General features: G+C 40.0%; 15 protein-coding genes. All 15 read right to left on the bottom strand.

Annotated features, from left to right (window positions below):
* Positions 1–80: 80 nt before the first annotated feature.
* On the bottom strand, positions 81–815 hold the full coding sequence (locus tag VIK44_RS12705; RefSeq protein WP_331554264.1) for a hypothetical protein: 735 nt from the start codon (positions 813–815) through the stop codon (positions 81–83).
* Positions 816–827: 12 nt separating this feature from the next.
* Positions 828–1,940, bottom strand: a complete 1,113-nt coding sequence (locus VIK44_RS12700; RefSeq protein ID WP_331554263.1) for a hypothetical protein — start codon at positions 1,938–1,940, stop codon at positions 828–830.
* A gap of 1 nt (position 1,941) precedes the next feature.
* A complete protein-coding gene (locus tag VIK44_RS12695) occupies positions 1,942–2,181 on the bottom strand; it encodes a hypothetical protein (protein ID WP_331554262.1) in 240 nt (79 codons plus the stop codon).
* A gap of 73 nt (positions 2,182–2,254) precedes the next feature.
* On the bottom strand, positions 2,255–2,908 hold the full coding sequence (locus VIK44_RS12690; RefSeq protein WP_331554261.1) for a restriction endonuclease: 654 nt from the start codon (positions 2,906–2,908) through the stop codon (positions 2,255–2,257).
* 66 nt (positions 2,909–2,974) lie between these two features.
* Positions 2,975–3,916 carry a GBS Bsp-like repeat-containing protein gene (locus VIK44_RS12685; RefSeq protein WP_331554260.1) on the bottom strand — a complete coding sequence of 314 codons (942 nt, stop codon included), beginning with the start codon at positions 3,914–3,916 and terminating at the stop codon, positions 2,975–2,977.
* A gap of 43 nt (positions 3,917–3,959) precedes the next feature.
* The gene (locus tag VIK44_RS12680) at positions 3,960–6,902 is read right to left on the bottom strand and encodes an InlB B-repeat-containing protein (protein ID WP_331554259.1); all 2,943 of its coding nucleotides are present in this window, start codon (positions 6,900–6,902) and stop codon (positions 3,960–3,962) included.
* 248 nt (positions 6,903–7,150) lie between these two features.
* Positions 7,151–11,143, bottom strand: a complete 3,993-nt coding sequence (locus VIK44_RS12675) for an SdrD B-like domain-containing protein (protein ID WP_331554258.1) — start codon at positions 11,141–11,143, stop codon at positions 7,151–7,153.
* A 59-nt stretch (positions 11,144–11,202) separates the two neighbouring features.
* On the bottom strand, positions 11,203–14,727 hold the full coding sequence (locus VIK44_RS12670; protein WP_331554257.1) for a hypothetical protein: 3,525 nt from the start codon (positions 14,725–14,727) through the stop codon (positions 11,203–11,205).
* Between the two features lie 80 nt (positions 14,728–14,807).
* Positions 14,808–15,353: a hypothetical protein gene (locus VIK44_RS12665; RefSeq protein WP_331554256.1), complete on the bottom strand. Its 546-nt coding sequence runs from the start codon at positions 15,351–15,353 to the stop codon at positions 14,808–14,810.
* A 249-nt stretch (positions 15,354–15,602) separates the two neighbouring features.
* Positions 15,603–16,163 (bottom strand): hypothetical protein, encoded by a 561-nt coding sequence (locus tag VIK44_RS12660; protein ID WP_331554255.1) that lies wholly within the window; start codon positions 16,161–16,163, stop codon positions 15,603–15,605.
* Positions 16,160–16,579, bottom strand: a complete 420-nt coding sequence (locus VIK44_RS12655; RefSeq protein ID WP_331554254.1) for a DUF4320 family protein — start codon at positions 16,577–16,579, stop codon at positions 16,160–16,162. The genes VIK44_RS12660 and VIK44_RS12655 overlap by 4 nt, the downstream gene beginning before the upstream one ends.
* 12 nt (positions 16,580–16,591) lie before the next feature.
* On the bottom strand, positions 16,592–17,473 hold the full coding sequence (locus VIK44_RS12650) for a secretion protein F (RefSeq protein WP_331554253.1): 882 nt from the start codon (positions 17,471–17,473) through the stop codon (positions 16,592–16,594).
* A 2-nt stretch (positions 17,474–17,475) separates the two neighbouring features.
* A complete protein-coding gene (locus VIK44_RS12645; protein ID WP_331554252.1) occupies positions 17,476–18,414 on the bottom strand; it encodes a hypothetical protein in 939 nt (312 codons plus the stop codon).
* The gene (locus VIK44_RS12640; RefSeq protein ID WP_331554251.1) at positions 18,411–19,736 is read right to left on the bottom strand and encodes a CpaF/VirB11 family protein; all 1,326 of its coding nucleotides are present in this window, start codon (positions 19,734–19,736) and stop codon (positions 18,411–18,413) included. The genes VIK44_RS12645 and VIK44_RS12640 overlap by 4 nt, the downstream gene beginning before the upstream one ends.
* A complete protein-coding gene (locus VIK44_RS12635; RefSeq protein WP_331554250.1) occupies positions 19,729–20,559 on the bottom strand; it encodes an ATP-binding protein in 831 nt (276 codons plus the stop codon). Before VIK44_RS12635 ends, VIK44_RS12640 begins: the two co-directional genes overlap by 8 nt.
* Positions 20,560–20,562: the final 3 nt, after the last annotated feature.

Below are 20,562 nucleotides of genomic sequence, written 5' to 3'. Positions count from 1 at the left end.
ATAATTGTTTGAAAAATCCCTGTTTTACAGGTTCGTCTCTCGGCACATTTCTTGGCCTTTCTGATCTTCTGTTGTCGTGTTTACCCAACTAATTCTCCTCCTTCATATTCATCACGATTACCGTATAAATCGATGATGGTAGTTATATTCGCATCAAATTCCATATCTTCAACGGCTGAGTAGGCCGGGTTGTTTACTAAATTACACAAACGCACAATTTCCTGCTGTTTTAAGACGTCCCCGGTTAGCCGGCAAGTAATGAATTTGTTTCTAAACTCATTGATCCGCTTTAATAGATCACTCTCAATGCCGGGTTTCCAATCTTCCCAAAGCATGAAATAAAATTGGCGTTGAACCACTTCCCCTGAATGAGCGTAATTCATCATCACAGTCATTTCATTTGATAAAATATCTCTGACCACACTATTGTCGGTTGACGACCAAATTTGAGAATAATCACTGATCAACGGTGAAATATCCACCGGTCGGGAAACGGCCAGAAACTTAAACGGCCGTTGTTCACTTGCCAATTGCGAAGAAAGCAGCTGGCAAAGGGCTTTTTTCTCACGTTGGCTGTAAAGGTCAACGGAAATTGGGTCCACTTTAAAATAGGCGCATATTTTATTGTCGTTGGTGTAGAGAAAAGAGTCTCGAATATCCCGAATATTTATTAAACTATGAATGCTTTTTTCCCCAACGCTTGCTTTGTTTGAGTTAGATGATCGCTTGTTCTTATTCCGGTTATTCCATAGGGTCGCACCTCCGAGGACGATTATACCGATAACGCAGGCAATGATTGGCAATATTGTTTCCATGTGTTATCTCCCTTATTGTTCCTGATCGTAATCGTACAATTGGTCCCATTCATCTCTTGTGATTTCAGTGGCCACATTTGGGTCTGGATCAACCCCTTCATGATAGGCTTCTTCTTCGTGATGACTGTAATCGGTCAAGGTCACATCTTCAATTTCTTCTTTCACCGACGCAACCGTTTTTAAACCGCTTTTTTCATTACCATTAAGGGCTTCAAAAGTCCCAACTGTTGGATCAAGTTCGGTTCGGATTCCCACAATATTTTCACTCTCTTCCGTGACGACTGGTTTGCTTTTGAGTGCAAAATCAAGATACTTAGCATCATGATTGATGACAGCTATATCCTTTTCTAAAACGCTCAATAACTCTCTGATTTTTTCTATGAGGCTTTTATCATCGACCATTGAATGTGTCGCCTGTACATCTTCAAGATTGGGCAAAAGGCTTTTATCATCTGTGGGTAAATTTGAATTAGACGCTATTTCAACACCAGGAGTTAAGCAGTCATTGAGTGATCTGGTAAGGTTCTCCATTTTATTTGTGATATCTCGCAAACTCCCAACCACTAAGGAAGCAAAGCTTTCTTTTATTTGCCCTGGCAAAGCCGTGAAATAATCACTGATTTTGTTGCTTAAGGCTTCTCTTTTTTCATCGAGTTGCAAGAGCTGTTCTCCCAGGCTTTTTAAAATGGATTTCCTTTTAATTTCTTCGGTTTCAACCGCAACTGCCGTCATTGCTATTTGAGAGTCTGTAATCAATTGTTTAATTTCCTTCAAGCCGGAGACAATTTCTATTTCCACCAGTTTGATACCTTTATTTAAAGAAAGGTCAATCGCTTCATTTGGCTTCTCATTGGATTGTTCTTTTATCTGAGCATCAACCTCTCGGCCAATCCCTGTGAAAGTTTGCATCAACTCATCAAGTTTATGAATGGGTTTTATTCCAACAACCGACTCTTTTAATTGATTGTTCTCCGCTTTTATATTGAGTGCATCCGGTGCTTCAACCACCGCTTCATTCTGGGTTTGAGCTATCTTCATTGTTACCTTTAATATTTCTTCGATCAATAAAAACAATTGGTCAAATTTTTTACTGAAATCATAGGTAGTTGCCTCATTTTTAGCCATTTTAATTATCTCCTTTTTCTTTTATAATATAAGCCATTGCATCTTTTTCATTGTTAAACAACGTTGCTTGAACATCCATCAAGTCCTTGGTTGTTTTAATGGGCCTTACCAGGCTTTCCATTTTATCTATATCCACTACAACAAAAGGGAAAATAGTCAAAGCGGTATCCCGATAAAAAACATTTCCATTTTCTTTTTTTCTAAATTCAAATCGTATATTTTCATTGTTTGAATATCCCATTACATATCGCCAATTTCATAAATCAGTGTCGGTGTTTCGTTATCCCATATCGTCATTATTTTCCTCCTGTTTTTCATTTTTCGCTTTTCTGGCAAGCGTAGCACAATGTTGGTTGATTGCGTTTCTCTTTGGTGTGCGTATAATAATCAATGACCTTGCTGCTCAAAGGCTTTCCGCAGTGTTTACAGAAGTCTTTTTCATCAGTAGTGATGGTTGCTTTAACGTTGTATTTTACTAACTCATTTATGAGGATTTCCCGATTCCACAGCTCAACATCATTTGATTTTGCAAGTTCTATTGCAGCTTTTGTGTAGTGGCTGTTTGTCACCACAATCGCTTTGTCACACTTGTAATGTTTAATGGAAGCAACAACCTCCTGAACTGCTTTGATGCCGACATTGGACTTATATCGCTTTGCCTGGACGACTGTTTTTATTTTGTCCTTTTGAATAACTAAGTCTGCCCCGAAATCTTTTGTATAGGATGTTTGAAGCACCTTGTATCCACGTTCTTTGAATACAACTCTCAGATAGGTTTCAAAGGTTTTTCCGTCAAATTGATCAATGTCCAGGATACCTGAAGATTTCAATTTTGCTTCCTGTTGATTCTTTTTTATAGCTTTATATGAAAACCGTATGCACTGAAAAACGATATACACTAAAACGAATGGCCAAAACACTTTAATGGCCGGGGTTAATAGTGCTGTCATAATTTCGATTATTGTCATTCAATCCTCCCATTCTTTGGTTATTGAAAATAAAAAGAGACTCGTTTGAGTCTCCTTTAGTTAATCTTATTTGCTAGTCACTTGCCAATCATCATATACGGTTCCTTCAATGTCTTTTCCCGAGGTCACAGCCGTTGATAACATTCCACCTGGGGTCCAGGCATCAAAAACTTCGGCGTAAACCTCATAATTTTTGTCTGGAAACCAAAGGGGTGTAAAATGAACCCGGCTGTTATTGGCTGAAAAAGGATTTTCTTCAAACTCTAAGGTTGTCTTTGCATACTCATTTTCATTTGTTGTTTTCGTAATTTCGGACATTCGGCTGTATTGACCGGGTACGTTGTTTATGGTTACACCCTTGAGATAGTTAAATTCCGGAAAAAAAGTGCTGACGTTTTGAGCGCCGGTAAGAGTGGTACTAGCCGTCACCCCGGTATTACTTGCAACATTGGTGTTAAAAGCGATGGAATAGCCATAGCCGGATTTAAAACCACTGTCTTTATTGGCTTCCAGTGTTCCGTTTTTAAATTCTTGGTTAACGGTTAAAACCGCTCGGTATGTATTTTCTACAATACTGCTGCCACTATACGCATACCGCTTCCATTCATTTGACTTGCTATTAATAACAAGGTACGTGGAGGATACAATCCCTGACTTTCCCGAATTGTCTTCTCCGTGAATTTCAATGTAGTACATTCCTTTGTCTCCACCATGGTCGGTTGTCATATCGACAGTGTATGAATAACTGCCGTCGGCGTTAAGTGCCATGGTATTCGATTTAATATCATTGGTGCTTCCTGTGGCACTCCATACTGTACATGATAGGTTATTGATGCCATTAACTGCTTCTAAATTAGATACAGACACGACAAAAGTCGTATCTGTATCCTGTGTGGTTAATACCCGTTTGGCCGATATGGTATCGTGGGCAAAAACATTGGGAATAAATAATAGTAAAAACAAGAAAAGAAGAAAGAAAATTCTACCCCCTTTTTTAAATTTGTTCATTTGGAAACCTCCTTTTATTGAAAACCGACTGTTTTATGACCTGTTAGCTTTGTTGTGATAGGTCAACATAAACATCTGTATTGATCCAACTCTGTTCCACACTGTTTTTATCACTTATTTTATTAAATGATAAAATTAATACTTTAAGATTTTTTAGGTTCGTCATGGTTTTTGGTAGGCTTTTTAACTGATTCGTATTAGCATTTAATACGGTTAGGTTGGTTAAGCTGCCAATCGCATCCGGTAAAACGGTAATTTTATTAGCAACCACATTGAGTTGAGTAAGACTTTTTAAGTTACCGATTTGCTCTGGCAATGTGGTGATTGAATTACCGTTTAGATTAAGGGTTTTTAGTTCTGTTAAATAACCAACCTCGGTTGATACGGTTGTTAGATTTCCTTGACTATTGCCTTCAAGTGTTAAATTTGACAGGTGAGCGAGATATCTGATTCCAGTCATGTTTTTAACCCCGGTGGCTAAAAGTGATGTAACACCGTCTAAATCAGTTTGGATAACGGCTTTGTCGTTAACGGATGCTATTTTCACATTTCTGCTTTTATTCATTTCAGCAAGCACCGCTGTGGCCATGGTTTGATCGGGCATCAAAGAGATGAGAGATTTTCCTTCCCATTTGGCATAAAGTGTTGTGTTTGCTGTCACTTTTTCACTTGTAAAATTCCAGGCTGTTTTAAACGCTGAATCCTTATACCATCCAACAAACAAATACCCACCGCTACGGGATGGGGTTGGTGGTATCGTAATCGTTGTGTTATATGGAGCATATTTGGGTGTGATGGCGCTTCCACCTTGTGAATTAAAAGTAACGGTATAATCATTTGCCAACCATTTAGCATATAAGATAGTGTCTGCTGTTACTTTACCGGTAGTAAAATCCCATACTGTTTTATAGGCAGAATCCTTGTACCATCCACTAAAGGTGTACCCGGTACGTTTTGGATCGGTTGGTTTTGCAATGATTGTGTTGAGATCAGATACTTTTGCTGATACCCCACTCCCACTCATGGAATCAAAGGTTATTGTTGCCACCCATTTGGCATATAAATTGGTATCGGTTAGTACTTTGTCTGTGGCAAAATTCCAGACGTTTGTAAATTTGCTTTCTTTATACCATCCGCCAAAGGTATAGTTAGATTTGGTAGGATTTGTTGGTTTGGTAACTAAGGTTGATTCCGTTACGGTAAGAGCTGCAACCGCAGTGCCTCCCTGAGATGAAAAAGCAACCTGCATTTGCTGTTCAGTAAGATTGATACTGACGGTTTTATTAGTTAATTTAATCGGGTCCACGATTGATTTATCTTTTATTGAATTTTGTGCTAAATTCAAAACTTTTAATTTAGTAAGTTTATTCATGGTTGGAGGAAGGGTTGTCAAATGATTGATATGGGCAGTTAAATAAGTTAACTGTGTAAGATTCCCAATTTCATTTGGCAGTGCTATTAACTGATTAGCAGATACATCGAGGGTCGTTAATCTTCTGCAATTCCCAATGGCTGCCGGCAGTGTTTTGAGTTGATTCGCTGTCACACCTAAATAGGTCAGATTGGCAAAATTGCCAATGGTATCCGGCAAAGATGTTAGTTTATTATCGCATAATGTTAGTTCAGTTAAATATTTTAGATTTCCGATTTCCTTAGGCAGAGAAGTGATCCCGGTTCCCACAATACTAAGATTTGTAATCTTTAGGAGCAAACCGATTTCCGAAGGAATCGCCGTTAACGACCTTCCGCTACTGATACTAAGGTTTGTCAAATTCGTCAGATTACCAATTCCCTTGAGGTTTGTCATACCGCTTACAGCAAGGTTCTTGATGGTCTTCAGATCGGCTTCGATCACCACCTTATCATTAATCGATGCAATTTTGGTGGTGCGTGTTTTGTTCATTTCAATAAGCACCGCTTCAGCCAATCTGGTATCCGGAAACAATGCGATCAGTGATTGTCCTTCCCATTTGGCATAAATGATGGTGTCATCAACCACTTTATCTGAACTGAAATTAAAGGCAGTCTGGCACTCGGGGTCTTTGTACCAGCCGGCAAAAACATAATATTTTTTTGTTGGATCAGTTGGTTTGACAATTGTTTTATTATAATCATATTTTTGGGACAGAATCGTGTTTCCACCCTGGGTGTTAAACTTTACCAAATAAGCGACATTCTCCCATTTTGCATAAAGGATAGTGTTCCCAGCCACCTTATCCGAATACATTTTCCATTCGGTTGTACCGGCAGCCTCCTTATACCATCCTCCGAACTTGTAGCCTACTTTTGTAGGTTGAGAAGGACTTTTAATTAATGTGCTTCCCTGAACACTTAAAACCGAAATACTGCTTCCTCCCTGGGTATTAAAGGTAATGTCATACATAATAGGGGTCCACTTCGCATGGATCGTGATATTATTGGTTGCTTTGTCTGTGGCAAAGTCCCATGGAATTGTATAGGCGCTGTCTTGATACCATCCATCAAACTTAAATCCATCCCGTGTCGTATCGGATGTTGGTTTAGCAATAATTGTATCCCCTGGAAAACTTAAGGATTCAATACTGCTTCCACTGTGAGTATTAAAAGTCATCTTGTAAATAACCGGTACCCACTTCACATAAAGGGTTGTATCTGCTGTTACAGTATCCACTGAAAAGTTCCATGCGGTGTTGCCGGCTTTATCTTTGTACCATCCATCAAATTCATAACCTGAATAGCTTGGCTTAGACGGTTGGAACAGACTTGCGTTAGCCTTAACCGATTTTGAGGCAAGACTGCTTCCTCCCTGGGTATCAAAAACCACTGTAAATGTTTCTTCGGTATCCGTTGCTGCCGTGGTCATCTTCACAGTGCCCACAGTCTTAGCGTTATTATTTTCAATAACCGGGGCCGTTGTTCCGGCTCCATAAACAACACCGCTCAATGAACACATACACACCAACATCACCGAAAGAAGTTTTGTTTTATTTTTAAATAAACCATTCATTTTTTATCCTACTTTCTTGTTTCAATTATTTTTTCAAATTGATTGCCGTTAATACTTTCTGTTTATTAGAAGCTTCCACCCTCCCTGATTTTTAGATGCCATTCCTTATGATGGCATTTTTTAAAAACCGAATTTTATTTTCCCGCTTCTAATTTTTGTTCTTACCATCGCTTTTAAACTCCCTTTACATATAAAGCACCCTTATTTTATTAAGGGTGCTTTTGTGAATCCATTGATTGACTCTATGCTTATTTTGAATTGACGTCATTGATTATAATGTCTGTACTGGATAGATACTCATCTACTGTTTTGCTGTTGGTGGCTTTAATGGAATTGGATAGAAAATCGTTAACACCATCGGTTCCATAATAAACCCGGACCTGTTTGGTGCCATTATCATATTTTCCGTTTGTCCCAACCATTGAAGACAAGGCATAACGCATACTCTTTTCCTCTGTGACGCTGTACCATCCGTCATATTTTTCTGATTTAGTGACGGATTTTTTAACATTGCCAAAAATATCAGGATCGCCAACGTCTTCAGCTGTGAACTCAATGCTTGTATAGTAGGTTTCCCCATTATCACCGGTTACTTTATAAATAAAAGTGGGGTTTCCTTGTTTGAAATTGATGCTACTGGCTTTAATGGATTTTGTGATTGTAAGATCGCCCTCCACCTTATTCCAAATGAGACCACAATCCTGATTTTTTAATTCATAGTTGTATTCCGGCAGCGTTTCGGCTGTGGTCATCGTGATATTTTCAACGGCGATTGTATTTTGAGTATTGATGATTTTGACAACCGCATTATTATCTTTGTCAATGGCCACTCCAGAATTTTGATAGCCGGTGGTTCCATATTTAACGGCATCGGCATTAAAAATCACTTGATAGGTACCGGCTTTGAGATTGCTAAACAAATAAGCCCCGGTAACGGTCGTTTTAATCGGGTTAACAGTATTGCCATAGATGTCGGTTACTTCCTTCCCTTGATTGTCCACAAGCCGTATGTTGGTATCTTTCATTAGGTGTTCGCCTGTGTCATAGGCACCATTTCGGTTCAGATCCAACCATATTTTACCGGAAACTGCACGTCCAACGACGGCGACCTTAACTGGCACCGCTTGGATGGGTGCTTCCCAACCTAAAGCATTTATGGTGGCGTCACCTTGATAAAGATCACCTGGGAGGTTCCCAGAAGGCGTGATCCCCAACATAACATTTAAATCTGTAAACCCACCAATCTGTCCAACAACGAGAACGGCAGTAGCGGTGTCATTAATGGTATTTCCGGTGACCTTGATCCAACCATTTTCCGTAAGCTTAACTGTATCAATGGTCTTGTTTCGCACCTGTGTATCTTTTGTATAATAAACTTCGATATTGGAATTGGCACTGTCACCATCAACCGAAGTACTAATAGTATTTAATTTATAGGAGCCGTTAAAATCTGTTCCACGACTATCGCCATTGTACGGTAGAACATCAAAAAGCTTAACATTTCCGACCGGCTGAGTACTCATGTTTCGGTAGTTCATGGCATAGGTAAAGATTTCATTAATTTCAGCTTCACTTTTATCCACATTTTTGTACAAACGACTGGCTAACGGTACGGATACAGTAATTCCGCAAGATGTGGTTTTCAGTGATTCTGTCCGTTCATCAAAGTCTCCAGTTGAGCTGATTACCGACTTGGTTTCAAAGGATGTTCCATTGGGTGTATTCTGAGCAATGATCGCCGTAAAGTGTATGGTTTCCATGGCTTTATCTATCGGAACGTTTTTAAATAGCCACTTTAATGTAGTGGAACCATCAGCGTTTTGAGTGATTTCATCCGGCGCTCGGGATGTTCCATTACTCACTCCACCCGTTCCGTTATTGGCTTCTGCAATATAGGTTCCGCCTAATACTGCACTCCCTATCTTATACTTCAATCCTTTTGGTAATTTATCTGTAACCGTAACATCAATCAGATTTTCAGCATCCGGGTTATAGGTGTTTCCAGTTGATGCTATTGGCGTTAGGCTGTAAAGAACATTATAGGCATTTTGGGATAAATCATAATTTGTTTTCGGACTCGTCCCTGATTTCTGATCCACCGAATTACCAACTGATAATTTACCGCCCATCACCAACAGTGAGTTCCCGCAAGTCCAATCCGGTGAATGGGTGCCGGCTTTGACTTGACCATCCACATATTCCGATTTAATATAGCTTCTTTTTTCAATCTTTATTTCAGGTGTTGGATAGGTGGCCGATGGAATCAGCCGGGTTTGAGTGGTGCGGTCTAACGGCGCATACCATCCCCTTACATTGTTTGTCGTTTGATACACATTGCCGACAACCGCACTGTTTTTCACTTGCAAATAATATTCCATATGTTCACGGCTTCCGCCTCGCATAACACCGCCGGTGGATTCAAAGAATACGCCGGTACATATGCGCCCCTGGGCTTTTAATTCCGCCAATGTTCCAAAGTAATCAAAGTCATCTTCGACGGCTTGTTCCATATCATTATCTGACAACCAGCCCCCATCGGTGTCCGCATGAGCATTCCCTTCTTTTAATGCGCAATAAAGCATCTTATAGGTCATGGTACTGCCGTAGTTGATACCGATTGTCTCATGACTAATCATATAGCTTTTGCCATTTACAGAGGTTGGCTCCACGCCTTCATCGTCAAACTTAGCGAGCAGATTGGCACTGTAAGCATCCCATTCGGGATCACCGTTTGCACAGGTAAAATAACTGTCGCCACGAACAATACTGCCTTTAACCGCCCAGGCATCCCCACTGACCCACAAATATGAAGCAAGCTGTACGCCTGATTTCGAATAATACCAACTGCCAAGACTATATCCTCCCGGTATACGGATTACATGATTGAGTCTCGCCAGGTCATCCGTTGTTTTGACCTGTTGCGTCACAACGGCCCCTGATTGTGAGGTGGCCTTAAAATTGTCATCATTTACAGTGAGGTAATAATTTGCCGTTTCACTTTGATCCGATGGTAACGGCATGAGTAATTCAACGTAGCCGGCAATAAAAACACCAAGGTTTGTTGGAATTGACCCCGTAGTTCCGACATAAGACTCTCCCGCCACTGCATAGGGGAAGATGTTTTGTGGACTGAATTGATAATTATTAACGTTAAAGGTGATCTTATGCTCTGCCTGTTTTTCCTGTGCTGTGATCTGTCCAGAATCATAACAGGCATTGGCACCTCCACCTTTCCCATAGGGTGTACTTCCCAGTGCGTATTGGGTATTGACACCAAACATCATGGTGCGTCCTGCAATATTGCCAGTGACTCCACCAGCATTGACTTTATAGTTCCAGAGTATGGGGCTCATGGCATCGGTAACATCGGTTAAAACTCCGCTTCCCGGCACGGCTTCTTTCTGGACCAGGTAGTCAAGATCAAAGGTAATCTCGCCATTGGGCACTTCAAGCCCTTTAAGGCCTTTATTAATCGCTGAACCGCGGTTGTCTAATTGGATACTGATGCCATAGCCATACATGCGTCCGTCAACGGTTTTTCCATTGACGGGAAGGCTGGCTTTTTTTGATATGGATGCGTTTCGAATCAATTGCACATTATAGTTTGGAGATGCACTGACAACCACCGGGGTATCAGTGACGCTTTTAGCTTGTGCTTGTGTATTGCCAGTTAAGTAAGTTGTAAAGGTTGGTGTAATTTGTGTCCCATTGCTTGCTTTGGATATTGACAGTGGAATGGGCAGAGTACGATTCCCCGGGATCGTGGTAGTGTTTTTCTCAAAAATATAGTCGAAATCCAAGGTTAGTCCATCGGTGGACAATACCACGTTTTGAGCGTTCAATCCCAAGCTTTCAATATCCCACCGCACCTTTCCGTCATTGGTTTGTGCGGTATTCGGAACCACACATTTTACGTGGAGGATCCCGCCGGTATAACTCAAAACATTGGCGGTATCAGGGTTTTCTCCATTAATGCTGAAGGTTGATTTAACATTGTAAACCACTTTATCAAATGTTCTGACGATGTTGTCAGCAGAACTGATGTCGTTTCCTACCCCTTGGGCCGTATCAAAAGGTGCCGTTCCGGTTATTCGCAGATCATCTTGCATCTCAATAGAGGAAACGACCGCTCCGTTTGGGTGGTCGTCTAAAAGTCCTCCTGGTGTTTTTGTTGCTGCATATACCATGGTGCTATTGAAAAAAGAAAATGAGCTTCCAATTAAAAGCGTTATCAGGATCATAAATAAAAGTATCCCTCTTGGGTGAATATGTTTGTATATCAAATAATTATCCTCTCTTTCTAATTCACTGCACTGAATGCTTTCGCAGCGGTGTCAAAGGATTCCGCTTGTACAGATTCCGCATATATAATCATATCTTCATCAAAATCATTAAACAATTCTTTTTGTATCTCGGTCATTTCAGCTTCTCCCTTAACAGTAATGTGCGTGAAAAGCGGTGTAGTCATTCCTTGTGGATTGATGGCCGAATTGTAATAGTAATAGCCATCGGATATGTTATATGTCCAGGATGCCGTATCAAAGTTAATATCAAGGCAATCCTTAACATTACTGTTGGATATCACGGCTTTAACACGCACATAACATGGGACGTTTTTAACATTTGAAACAGATGGGTTCATTGCGACTGTTGCTCCCGGCAAAAAACCAGAAGTTGGAACAGTATAGGCTTGCCCAATTGAAATGGTGTTAACCATTGTTTCTGTTATTAATGTTTTATAGAGATTATTTCCAGCTCCCGCCGTTGAGTAAGCGGTTGCCATTGTCGTAATTGATCCTTCGCTTTCAACAGTGAAGGATGTTGTAAATATACGATTACCACCAGATACATAATATGAATCCTCTGTGACATATTCACCGTTTGGTGTTTTAAAAATGATATAGTCTGTATCCGCATTGGCTGTGGCCGTAACTGCAACACTATCGTACACATAAGCAATTACATTTCCCTCCCCGTCAGTATAGGTCCATTCGTGTTCCGTACTGTGATAGTTTAAAATTAGCACTTGGGGATTGACAATGTTAGCGGTAAACGATACTGTTTCTCCTGATAAATAACCAGTTGATTGTTCGCCTTGACCTGTCAGGGCAAAGGTTTCAGATCCCGCTTTGTCGGCATTAAAACTTTTGCTCCAGACTTTTTCCTTTTTAGTCAAATCAATGGTGTCAGGACTCTTAATAATAAACGTTCCTTTACTTGTTTTAAACACCATCTGATCCGTTTCAAGTGGTGTCACAGCGTATAGTTTAATCGTGGAATTTATCATGTATTTATCAAGATCCGGGTCCAGTCCGGCGGTAATAATTACCGGGTTTTTGTATTCTTCTGCTGTTAATGTTAACGACTTGGTTTTCCCTGTATAAATATCTGAGGTCATCGCCAAACGCTTTGGCGTAAAAGCCAGGGTGCTTTCTCCATCGATTCTTGGAATCCATCGGATCTTCCATTGATATTCATTTCCTACTTCCGTTCGGGTAACTTGTTTCCCGTGAAAATAGCAGTTATCCATGGCACAATCGCCATCTAAATGTTTTTGCATCGCTGTTAAATCACGGTTGTCAATTTTATTATCTCCGGTAAGATCCTTTGCTCCACAATGAGTACAGGGTACCTTTGCCGTGAAGTTTTCACAACTTCCGTCAATATGAGCTTTTAAGATATTATAATCGGTTTGGTCAATCAAAGAATCATTGTTCATATCCATACTTTGATCGTCTCCATGAATATCTTCATCACTGTATTCCGTATAAGGCGTTAATGTTTTATTACCTTGTGGTGACGTCACATCAATCTGATCCACGTTCTTATCTGTCATAATAGTAATGGTGGCTTCCTGATACTGGGTATATATGCCATGCTCTGTATAAGCTGCATCCGGTTGGGATATGCTTATGGAATTAATCACAGGGTTATAGAGATCACTGAGAACATCCGCATTATAGGCATAAGCATTTCCCGCACCATTTAAGGCATTGTTCGGAGTAAATGAGTAATGGTTGATTCCTAAACCTTTAGGTGTAAATTCAAGTTGCCATGTAATTTCGTCTGATAATTCGTTGAGGGTATATTTAGCAAGTATTCCACTACCTAGAGATTCGATTGTTAATTGTTTTCCTTCTCCAGTATCCAAGTTGTTAAAGCTGAGGTTTTTAGTGGCTCTGTTTGTCACAACTTCCAACACAATGGACGCATTTAAATAATGAGGAGCTTGTGTTATTTCAGTAACGCTTTTAATCAATGCTGTTTGCCCTTCATAAGCTTTATCCTCGGAATCAATAATGGTTGGGATAATAATATCTGCCGGTAAATCAATTGGCATCTTATCACCAACCTTGGGGTCCGGAGGATTATTTGCTACTAACGGCCTCACAATAATCTTTCGGTGGGTATATTCATTCCCCCCATTATTCAGGGTTCCCTTGGGATAAGGGGATACGGATATTTTTAAATCATATTCCGTTTCCACGTCCACATCTGGGGAGTGCCACTTAAAGTAACTAAGTGATTCGGTTTTCATTGGGGAAATGATTTTATCGGTAAAGGTTTCGCCATTGATTTCATAAGTCACCGTCAATTCGCTACCCGGCGTGGTATCGATATTACTGTAGACGGGAGTGGTGATAATAACATCCGTATTGGGCCGATAATCGTTACCCGTTGGTTTGCCAAATTCAGCCGGTTTTAACCATCGGGTCATACCCCAACCGCCATATTTAATCTCATTGGCACTGGTCCATCGGTTGTTGGGTATCGCAGCATTTTGATCTACACCGGTACCGGCCTTCAGACCATACCATGTATTTTTTGTTAATACCGAGTTACCCATAAGCAAATGACTGAGCCGTGAAACATGTTGACGGTTTGCATTGGCCTTCCAGGCATCAGCTTGAAGTCCGGTCCACGCCGGCCATCGTGTTTCATCATAAAGCCAATCCATTTGGTGTTTAATCTGGGATACTGCAAAATCGGTGGCGGTTAAAGCATAACCATAATAAGAACCTGGGTTGGCAGTGTTTTTCACATAAACAATGGATACCGGTTCGTATACGATCAGCCATTCTACCTGATTGGTGGGATTGTCGCTAATTACCTTAGGCAATATACCTTCAGGGTTCCATCCAGTACGGGTTTCCCCATCAATGGTAAACTCCAAGTTTTGGATCAAAGCCTCCTTTGAAATTCCTTGTTTACCCGCATAAAAATTCAACAAATCAAACATCGTTGAAGGATCATTAAAATATTTGGTCACATCAGTGATGGTATTCATGCAATCCTTGTAAATCACACCATTGTCATACACATCCCCATCATTAAGTTGTGGTACGTATTTGGGTGTATTGGTTGGATTTAACACATAAACGCCATTTGCTGTTGCAAGTTCAACAGGATCAAGTGCGTTCACATTTCCCCCTTTGCTTTTTAGTTCATTCAAAGTATCCACTTTATTTTCTTTAGAAAAATACAACCCTGAAATGTTAGACGGCCGGGAACCGGCATACCAGTCATTCCAGTTTGATACTGGGGTTAGATATACTGCATGGCTTCCAATCCGATGAAAATCATCCATTGTGGAGGTTTCTTTGTTCACCGTATCCGATTTGGCCACAAACAATGAAACCTTCCACATATATTGATCTGAATAATAAAAAGCATCGTCCGTATATGCGGGATTCCCAGGAACAGTGGACGAATTATCTTCTGCTTTTGCAATGGTTGGCGTAACGGACCATATAAAACCTACTATCAAAACGATCGTTAAAAACAACCATAGGGACTTTAACCACTTTAGCACAATAGAATCCATGCTTTCCTCCTTCAATTTTTGGCAATAAAAAAGAACAATCCGTAAATTGTTCTCGTGTTATAATTATTTAGTTTTTTTGGTTAATTCCCAACGCCCCAACCGCCATTTTCAGCCCCTGAATTGTCGCCTTTTGTTGCCCCTAAATTTCCATCCCAACCGCCACTGCTTGCCGGTTCACTGGCTGCCGGTGCTTCATAGGCCGGTTCACTGGCTGCCGGTGCTTCGTAAGCCGGTTCACTGTAGGTTTCCTGGGGTGCTTCATATCGTCCCCCGGTATCTTCTGTTGTATAATATTCTTCTGTAACACTTTGAGGTGTGTCCACGGTAACAGCATTGTTTTCTACGACCGTACTCAAGTCTTCGGTTGCTTGTACTTCTTGAACAACGGTGCTTTCTGCCGGAGTGGAAACAACCGGGGTGGGTGTTTTTGTTTCAATATCTTTTACTGTAACATTTTCATTGCTTGTTGCCGAGATCGGGGTCCCGGTATTTTTAGGAATTGCTAAATACACGCCTGTCACCACTAACGAGGTTGCCAATAATCCACCAAGACCGACAATTAACTTTTGCTTTGTAGTTGAATTTTGGAACCAGTTCATAATAGTTGTTACTCTTGCTTTCATCATTTTAGCTTCTCCTTCAATTTGTTTTTTTAAATTAAATCATTGTATAGTAACCGATATCATCTGTCAATACTTCTTTGAATTATTTTCACGGTGTCTCTTTGTGCTGCCTTGACAAACAATTGTTTAATAATTATAATACTTCAAGTAGACGCTTACTTGTCTATTACCAGATTCTTATGTCTAAGCACTGATTGCCTTAATGGGGATCGGTGCTTTTTCATTTTAACTTCTTATCTCGAAGATAAAAGGTTAAAATTTCGGTGTGTACTGACACTCAGTTGTTCGATGAATAACCAGCGGTTCAGCATCTAGCCAAAGCCCGGCAAACATCCAGGGAACAGTGATTGTATTGGTTGTTTCAATAACTAAAGCCTCTCTCTCTGTAGCCCCAAGACCGGTGTTGATGATTTTCACTTCTGTTTCTTTTGGTTCAAGCTGAAACAAAATCCTTCCGCTATCATCCTTTTTTACCCAGGACGTTCCAACGGTTTCAAAATCAATCATCTCGTTTAACTGACTGAGAATATTTTGTCTGGTCATCACATCATCCCATCCATCCAATACATCATTTTTGGTATAGGCTCCGGCATAGCCTTCTCTTACGCCTTGATAAATGTTTTCCCAATTTTCTGTCGCCACTCCTTCCACTGATAATTCAACCGCATGATCCAACTGCATAACAATGGTCACCATGCGCAAATATTCCCAACCAACGCAAAAGAGCAAAAGGGAAATCAACAGGACGACAACAACCAATGGAGCCATCGAACCTTCATCCTTTCCTTTGATCCTTTTTATAATTTGCATCATTTGTAATACACTCCACTTCTTCCGGTTGCTGTTGACGATAATTCAATGTTGATGCCCTCATCCATCAGGTATCCATTAAATAAAGAAAAATTGGAGATTAATGTTACTCGGATCGTATCGTTTATTTGTACATTTTTAGTAGCCCCGATATGTTCAGTGCCATCAAAGCTGATTGATTCTGGCTCAAGTCCGGTATCGTCTTGAACTTCATTGTATCGTTCCAAAGCCTTTGCCCCGGTGTTTCCTTGAACTTCGGCTGTTTTAATAACTTCGTGCGCCATATAATCGAGATTTTGTTTCTGCATAAAAACAGGCAAGACGCCAAGGATAAGACTTAATCCAAGCATTGCAAAAACAAAAACAAGGATAGCATCTATATAAGCAAAACCATCATCTGATTTTAATATCTTTTTCACGCTTTCCCCTTTCTAAAATATCGTTGGCAGCGTAGTAAATATTTGATAACCGATTATGACGAAAAAGGAAGCAATAAACGAAACTAAAAGCAGTACCGTATATTTTTTTATTTTAGACGGCCTTTTTAACACTTCCATTTTCAATTGGTTAATCTCTAAAGCCCGCATTTCGTGATTGAGCATTTCAAAGTACGCTTTACCATCATCCCCTCTTAACACAGCGATTAAGCCTCTTGTAATATTAGCCAGACCCGAAGATCCAATTCGGCTTTCCATTCGAGTCAGTGCATTTTCATAATTACTTGATTTCATATCGGCAATCGTGACATCTAATTCTTCACCAAAAGCAGTGCCGGCGTTTTTTCGATAATCAGTAAATATTCCCAAAACATCACGTCGACTTTTTAATTCTTGTTCAATGGTACCAACAAACCGTGGTAATTCACGATCAATTTCTTCCCTTCTCTCCATCATTAATGATGTTGGTGATTGCAATTCTTTGGTATAAAGCAAAAAAGCCAAAACCACTAAAGGAATGGCAATGAGCGGAACAATAAATCCCATAATCACAGCACATAACAAACAAATACCGGCTTTAATAATTGCTGTTGCATACACAACTTCCGGCGTTTTCATAATTCCCAGCGCCTCAAGCATCGCTTTCATTTTTTTGCGTTTGTATGGATTAATGGTAATATGCTTTGCAATGGCGTGAGAGCCTTTAAAAAAAGCCACATCCAACGCACTTGATTTTTCTCTTTTGATTTTACCTACGGCCACAATGGTATCTATCTCTCGCTTGCTTGGTACATTAAAAACTCCGGCAAACAACTGAAATAAACCAAAACTCAATAAACAAGTTAATCCAATATAAAATAATAGATTTAAATTCATTTTTACCTCTTGTATTCTATGGGTTTAGTTAAACGAATGCCAGCATTGACGGCAATAAAAGCCAATAACCAATCAATGGCCAAAACCCCTTTTCCTAAGTATGTGTCAACCAAAATACGGAACCATTCGATATTAACAAAATATATGAGTAGTGGAAATCCAACGACCAATCCTGACATAATCAGCATTTCTCTTAGTGGATCATACAAGGCCATGGATAAATCCCCAGTAACTACTCTCACATCCGAAAGTTTTTTAACGATGGGGGATAACGTATTTTTAAGGTTGCGATTGTCCTGGCAAGCAATCAGTGCGTAACACCATTCTTTAAACACGCTGTTGTTGATTTTAGTACTCATGCGCAATAAAGCATCTGAAGTACTGGCACTGATGTATTTGGTGTCGTTTAAAAAGCTCTGAAACACATCTGCTACCGGTGGTTTTATATGGTAAATGTTTTCCTCCACAGCTTTTATAATATTTTCATTTCGCGTATACGTTGTGGTAATAACGGATAATGATGTTTCCAGCTCCTCGTTCAATTCCTTTTGGAAGGTATGTTCTGATAATTTTATATACCAGAATGGAATGAGCGCCAAGCCAAAGCCTAAAACAAGCGATAAAAAACCATTCTGAATCAAGAACCCAAAAGTAGCTCCAACCACTAATAAAACCATGGAAACTGCACACAATTTGGAAAACATATTTTTTCTGCCGGTTATTTTTAAGATTGTCTGAGTCTCGGTGATCAGTTGTTGAAACCCTTTGAGTGGGCCTCTGTTTCTTTTGTTTAAGGCTTCGTTAATCAAACTTTGAATATCGTCTTTACCGTTTGACGCTGATTGAATCAAATCTTCCGTCATTTCAAAAGCGGAGATATTGAATAATAAAAAAGAACCGACCACTAAAAAGACAAATAGCGCCATCATCATTGTGGTCATTCCACTGTACCTCTTAAGAGAGACTCGATGAGATTAGTCGGTACGCCATTAGCTGCAAATCGGCGTTGCAGTGACTTTGAGATATTGTTGCGTTTAACAAATCTACCTGTAATAACCGGCTGTCCATCAGCATCAATATCGTTTCTTTCGATATCATATTCATACAGTGTCTGAATGGTGATTGAACGAGCATCATCGTGGTGGATACATTCGGTGATTTCCATAACTTTTCTGGTATTGTTTTTTAATTTCTTTGTAAAAACAATAATCGGAAATGCCTCTGTGACTAAGTCAAACAGGGTATCGTAATCCATATCACTTGTCAGTTTGCAAAGGGTAATGATCCGTTTATAGGTGGCCCGACACGAATCGGCATGAGTCGTTGTTATAACCGCATGGCCCGTACGTGCAGCCTCTTGTGCCGAATAGGCTTCGTCGCTTTTCATTTCCGCCATACAAATAATACGCGGGGTGTTGGTGAGAGCCTGTTCCAGAAGACGTTTCATGTCATACTCACCAAAGGTAACCCACTGAACCACATTGTTGTCAATAACACCATCGGCGTTTCGATGGACCAGGTCAAACTCGCGTGTTTCTTCTTCAATGGTGATAATTCGCTGATCTTTTGGAACTTCACCTAAAATACCACTCATTAAAGTGGTTTTCCCGGAGTTGGTGGCCCCGGTGATGCACATACTCACTTCATGTGAAAGGCAAATGGATAAAAATGCAAACATTTCACTGGTTAAAGTTTCATGCCTAATAAAATCCCGGCGCTTCATGTTCCCCGGATTAATGATTCGAATGGAAGCCTGTACACCTCGGATGGCATCAAGAACTGGTGTACTTGATGCTGAAATACGAATATTGTTTTTTAAATGCCCTCGAACGATGGGCTTTTCTTCATCAAGCAAAACCTCTGATTCAGCCTGTAACAATCGGATAATAATATCTCTTGCGTGGGTTGCTGATAAGAAGCCATCCGCTAAGGTTTCGATGGTTCCGTTACGCCGATGGATCTTAATGGCATCCCATGAGTTGATGTTGATTTCTTCCACATCTTTATCATTAAGATAAGGGGTAATCACGCTATACTCAACCATTTCCCAGTAAACCCGATTGATTAACTGTATCCCAGTAAAACCAACCATGGTCACTTTATGATCTTTCACGAATTTCTCGATAAAACTTTTAATGTTTCGTTCATTAACCGTATTGTTCGTTAAGGCCAGTGGGAAATTTGTTCTAATATGAGTTTGGCATCTCCCAACAACCTTTGCGAGTTCTTCATTGCGATCCAGCTTCTGGACAGTATTAATCATACTCTATAACCTCCTCCACATTGCTCTGACGTCTTGATGCTTTCTTTTGCTTTTTTTCTTTTTTTACAGCTTTTTTATTTTGCACTTCCAGACCTAAAAAATGGCAGGTAAGATCCGTCATTTCCGTCATAAATTCTTTGTTCTTTTTTGAGTTGTCAAGGGCTTCAATGCTTTGTTCTTCTAAATACATTTTTTGTATCTCAGTACAATAGGGGAAGAAGTATTCCGTACCCGCATATTTTTCTGCAACCAACCGCCAGGTTTCAAAATCCCAGGGATTGTTTACCGCTTTTATTTTGCGGTCTCTGAATCCCGGGTAATCCTCCATGAGCCGTAAGGTTCCATTAAAAAAAGCGATGCTTTTCAGATCACCGCCTCCGAGCATCAGACATTGTCCTTCTTTTAAAATATACTGGGTAATCAGATCGGTTGTAAAATCAGATTTACAGTCAACAACAATATATTTAAATATATGATTAAGGGTTATAAATAAATCAATGACTTGTGATTCATTGACGGTTGAGTATGTTAGCTTTGATTCTTCATTGCGATACCCTAAAAAAGCTAAACGATCATTTCTAGGGTGATTCACTAATGATTTTTTTAATTCATCTTGGGAAAACCCAGCGGATGTAATGATTCTGCCAAGGCTTCCACCCGTCTTATTTAATCCGGGAAAAAAGAAGCTAAGTGGACTTCCTTGATCTTCGCAGAAAATAAGAAGGCAATTTTCGTTTGTTTCCTTAACAATATTTTTTGCCAATTCCAAACTTAATGTTGATTTCCCACTCCCCGGACTTCCCCAAACTCCAATTAATTCCATTTT

Source organism: Acetobacterium sp. (assembly GCF_036508315.1).
Classification (GTDB): domain Bacteria; phylum Bacillota; class Clostridia; order Eubacteriales; family Eubacteriaceae; genus Acetobacterium.
This window is presented reverse-complemented; position numbering and strand designations above follow the sequence as displayed.

Bases quoted from the DNA above. Each gene is read 5' to 3' on its own strand.
- VIK44_RS12705 (WP_331554264.1), bottom strand. From the start codon at position 815: ATGGAAACAATATTGCCAATCATTGCCTGCGTTATCGGTATAATCGTC.
- VIK44_RS12700 (WP_331554263.1), bottom strand. From the start codon at position 1,940: ATGGCTAAAAATGAGGCAACTACCTATGATTTCAGTAAAAAATTTGAC.
- VIK44_RS12695 (WP_331554262.1), bottom strand. From the start codon at position 2,181: ATGGGATATTCAAACAATGAAAATATACGATTTGAATTTAGAAAAAAA.
- VIK44_RS12690 (WP_331554261.1), bottom strand. From the start codon at position 2,908: ATGACAATAATCGAAATTATGACAGCACTATTAACCCCGGCCATTAAA.
- VIK44_RS12685 (WP_331554260.1), bottom strand. From the start codon at position 3,916: ATGAACAAATTTAAAAAAGGGGGTAGAATTTTCTTTCTTCTTTTCTTG.
- VIK44_RS12680 (WP_331554259.1), bottom strand. From the start codon at position 6,902: ATGAATGGTTTATTTAAAAATAAAACAAAACTTCTTTCGGTGATGTTG.
- VIK44_RS12675 (WP_331554258.1), bottom strand. From the start codon at position 11,143: ATGATCCTGATAACGCTTTTAATTGGAAGCTCATTTTCTTTTTTCAAT.
- VIK44_RS12670 (WP_331554257.1), bottom strand. From the start codon at position 14,727: ATGGATTCTATTGTGCTAAAGTGGTTAAAGTCCCTATGGTTGTTTTTA.
- VIK44_RS12665 (WP_331554256.1), bottom strand. From the start codon at position 15,353: ATGATGAAAGCAAGAGTAACAACTATTATGAACTGGTTCCAAAATTCA.
- VIK44_RS12660 (WP_331554255.1), bottom strand. From the start codon at position 16,163: ATGATGCAAATTATAAAAAGGATCAAAGGAAAGGATGAAGGTTCGATG.
- VIK44_RS12650 (WP_331554253.1), bottom strand. From the start codon at position 17,473: ATGAATTTAAATCTATTATTTTATATTGGATTAACTTGTTTATTGAGT.
- VIK44_RS12645 (WP_331554252.1), bottom strand. From the start codon at position 18,414: ATGACCACAATGATGATGGCGCTATTTGTCTTTTTAGTGGTCGGTTCT.
- VIK44_RS12640 (WP_331554251.1), bottom strand. From the start codon at position 19,736: ATGATTAATACTGTCCAGAAGCTGGATCGCAATGAAGAACTCGCAAAG.
- VIK44_RS12635 (WP_331554250.1), bottom strand. From the start codon at position 20,559: ATGGAATTAATTGGAGTTTGGGGAAGTCCGGGGAGTGGGAAATCAACA.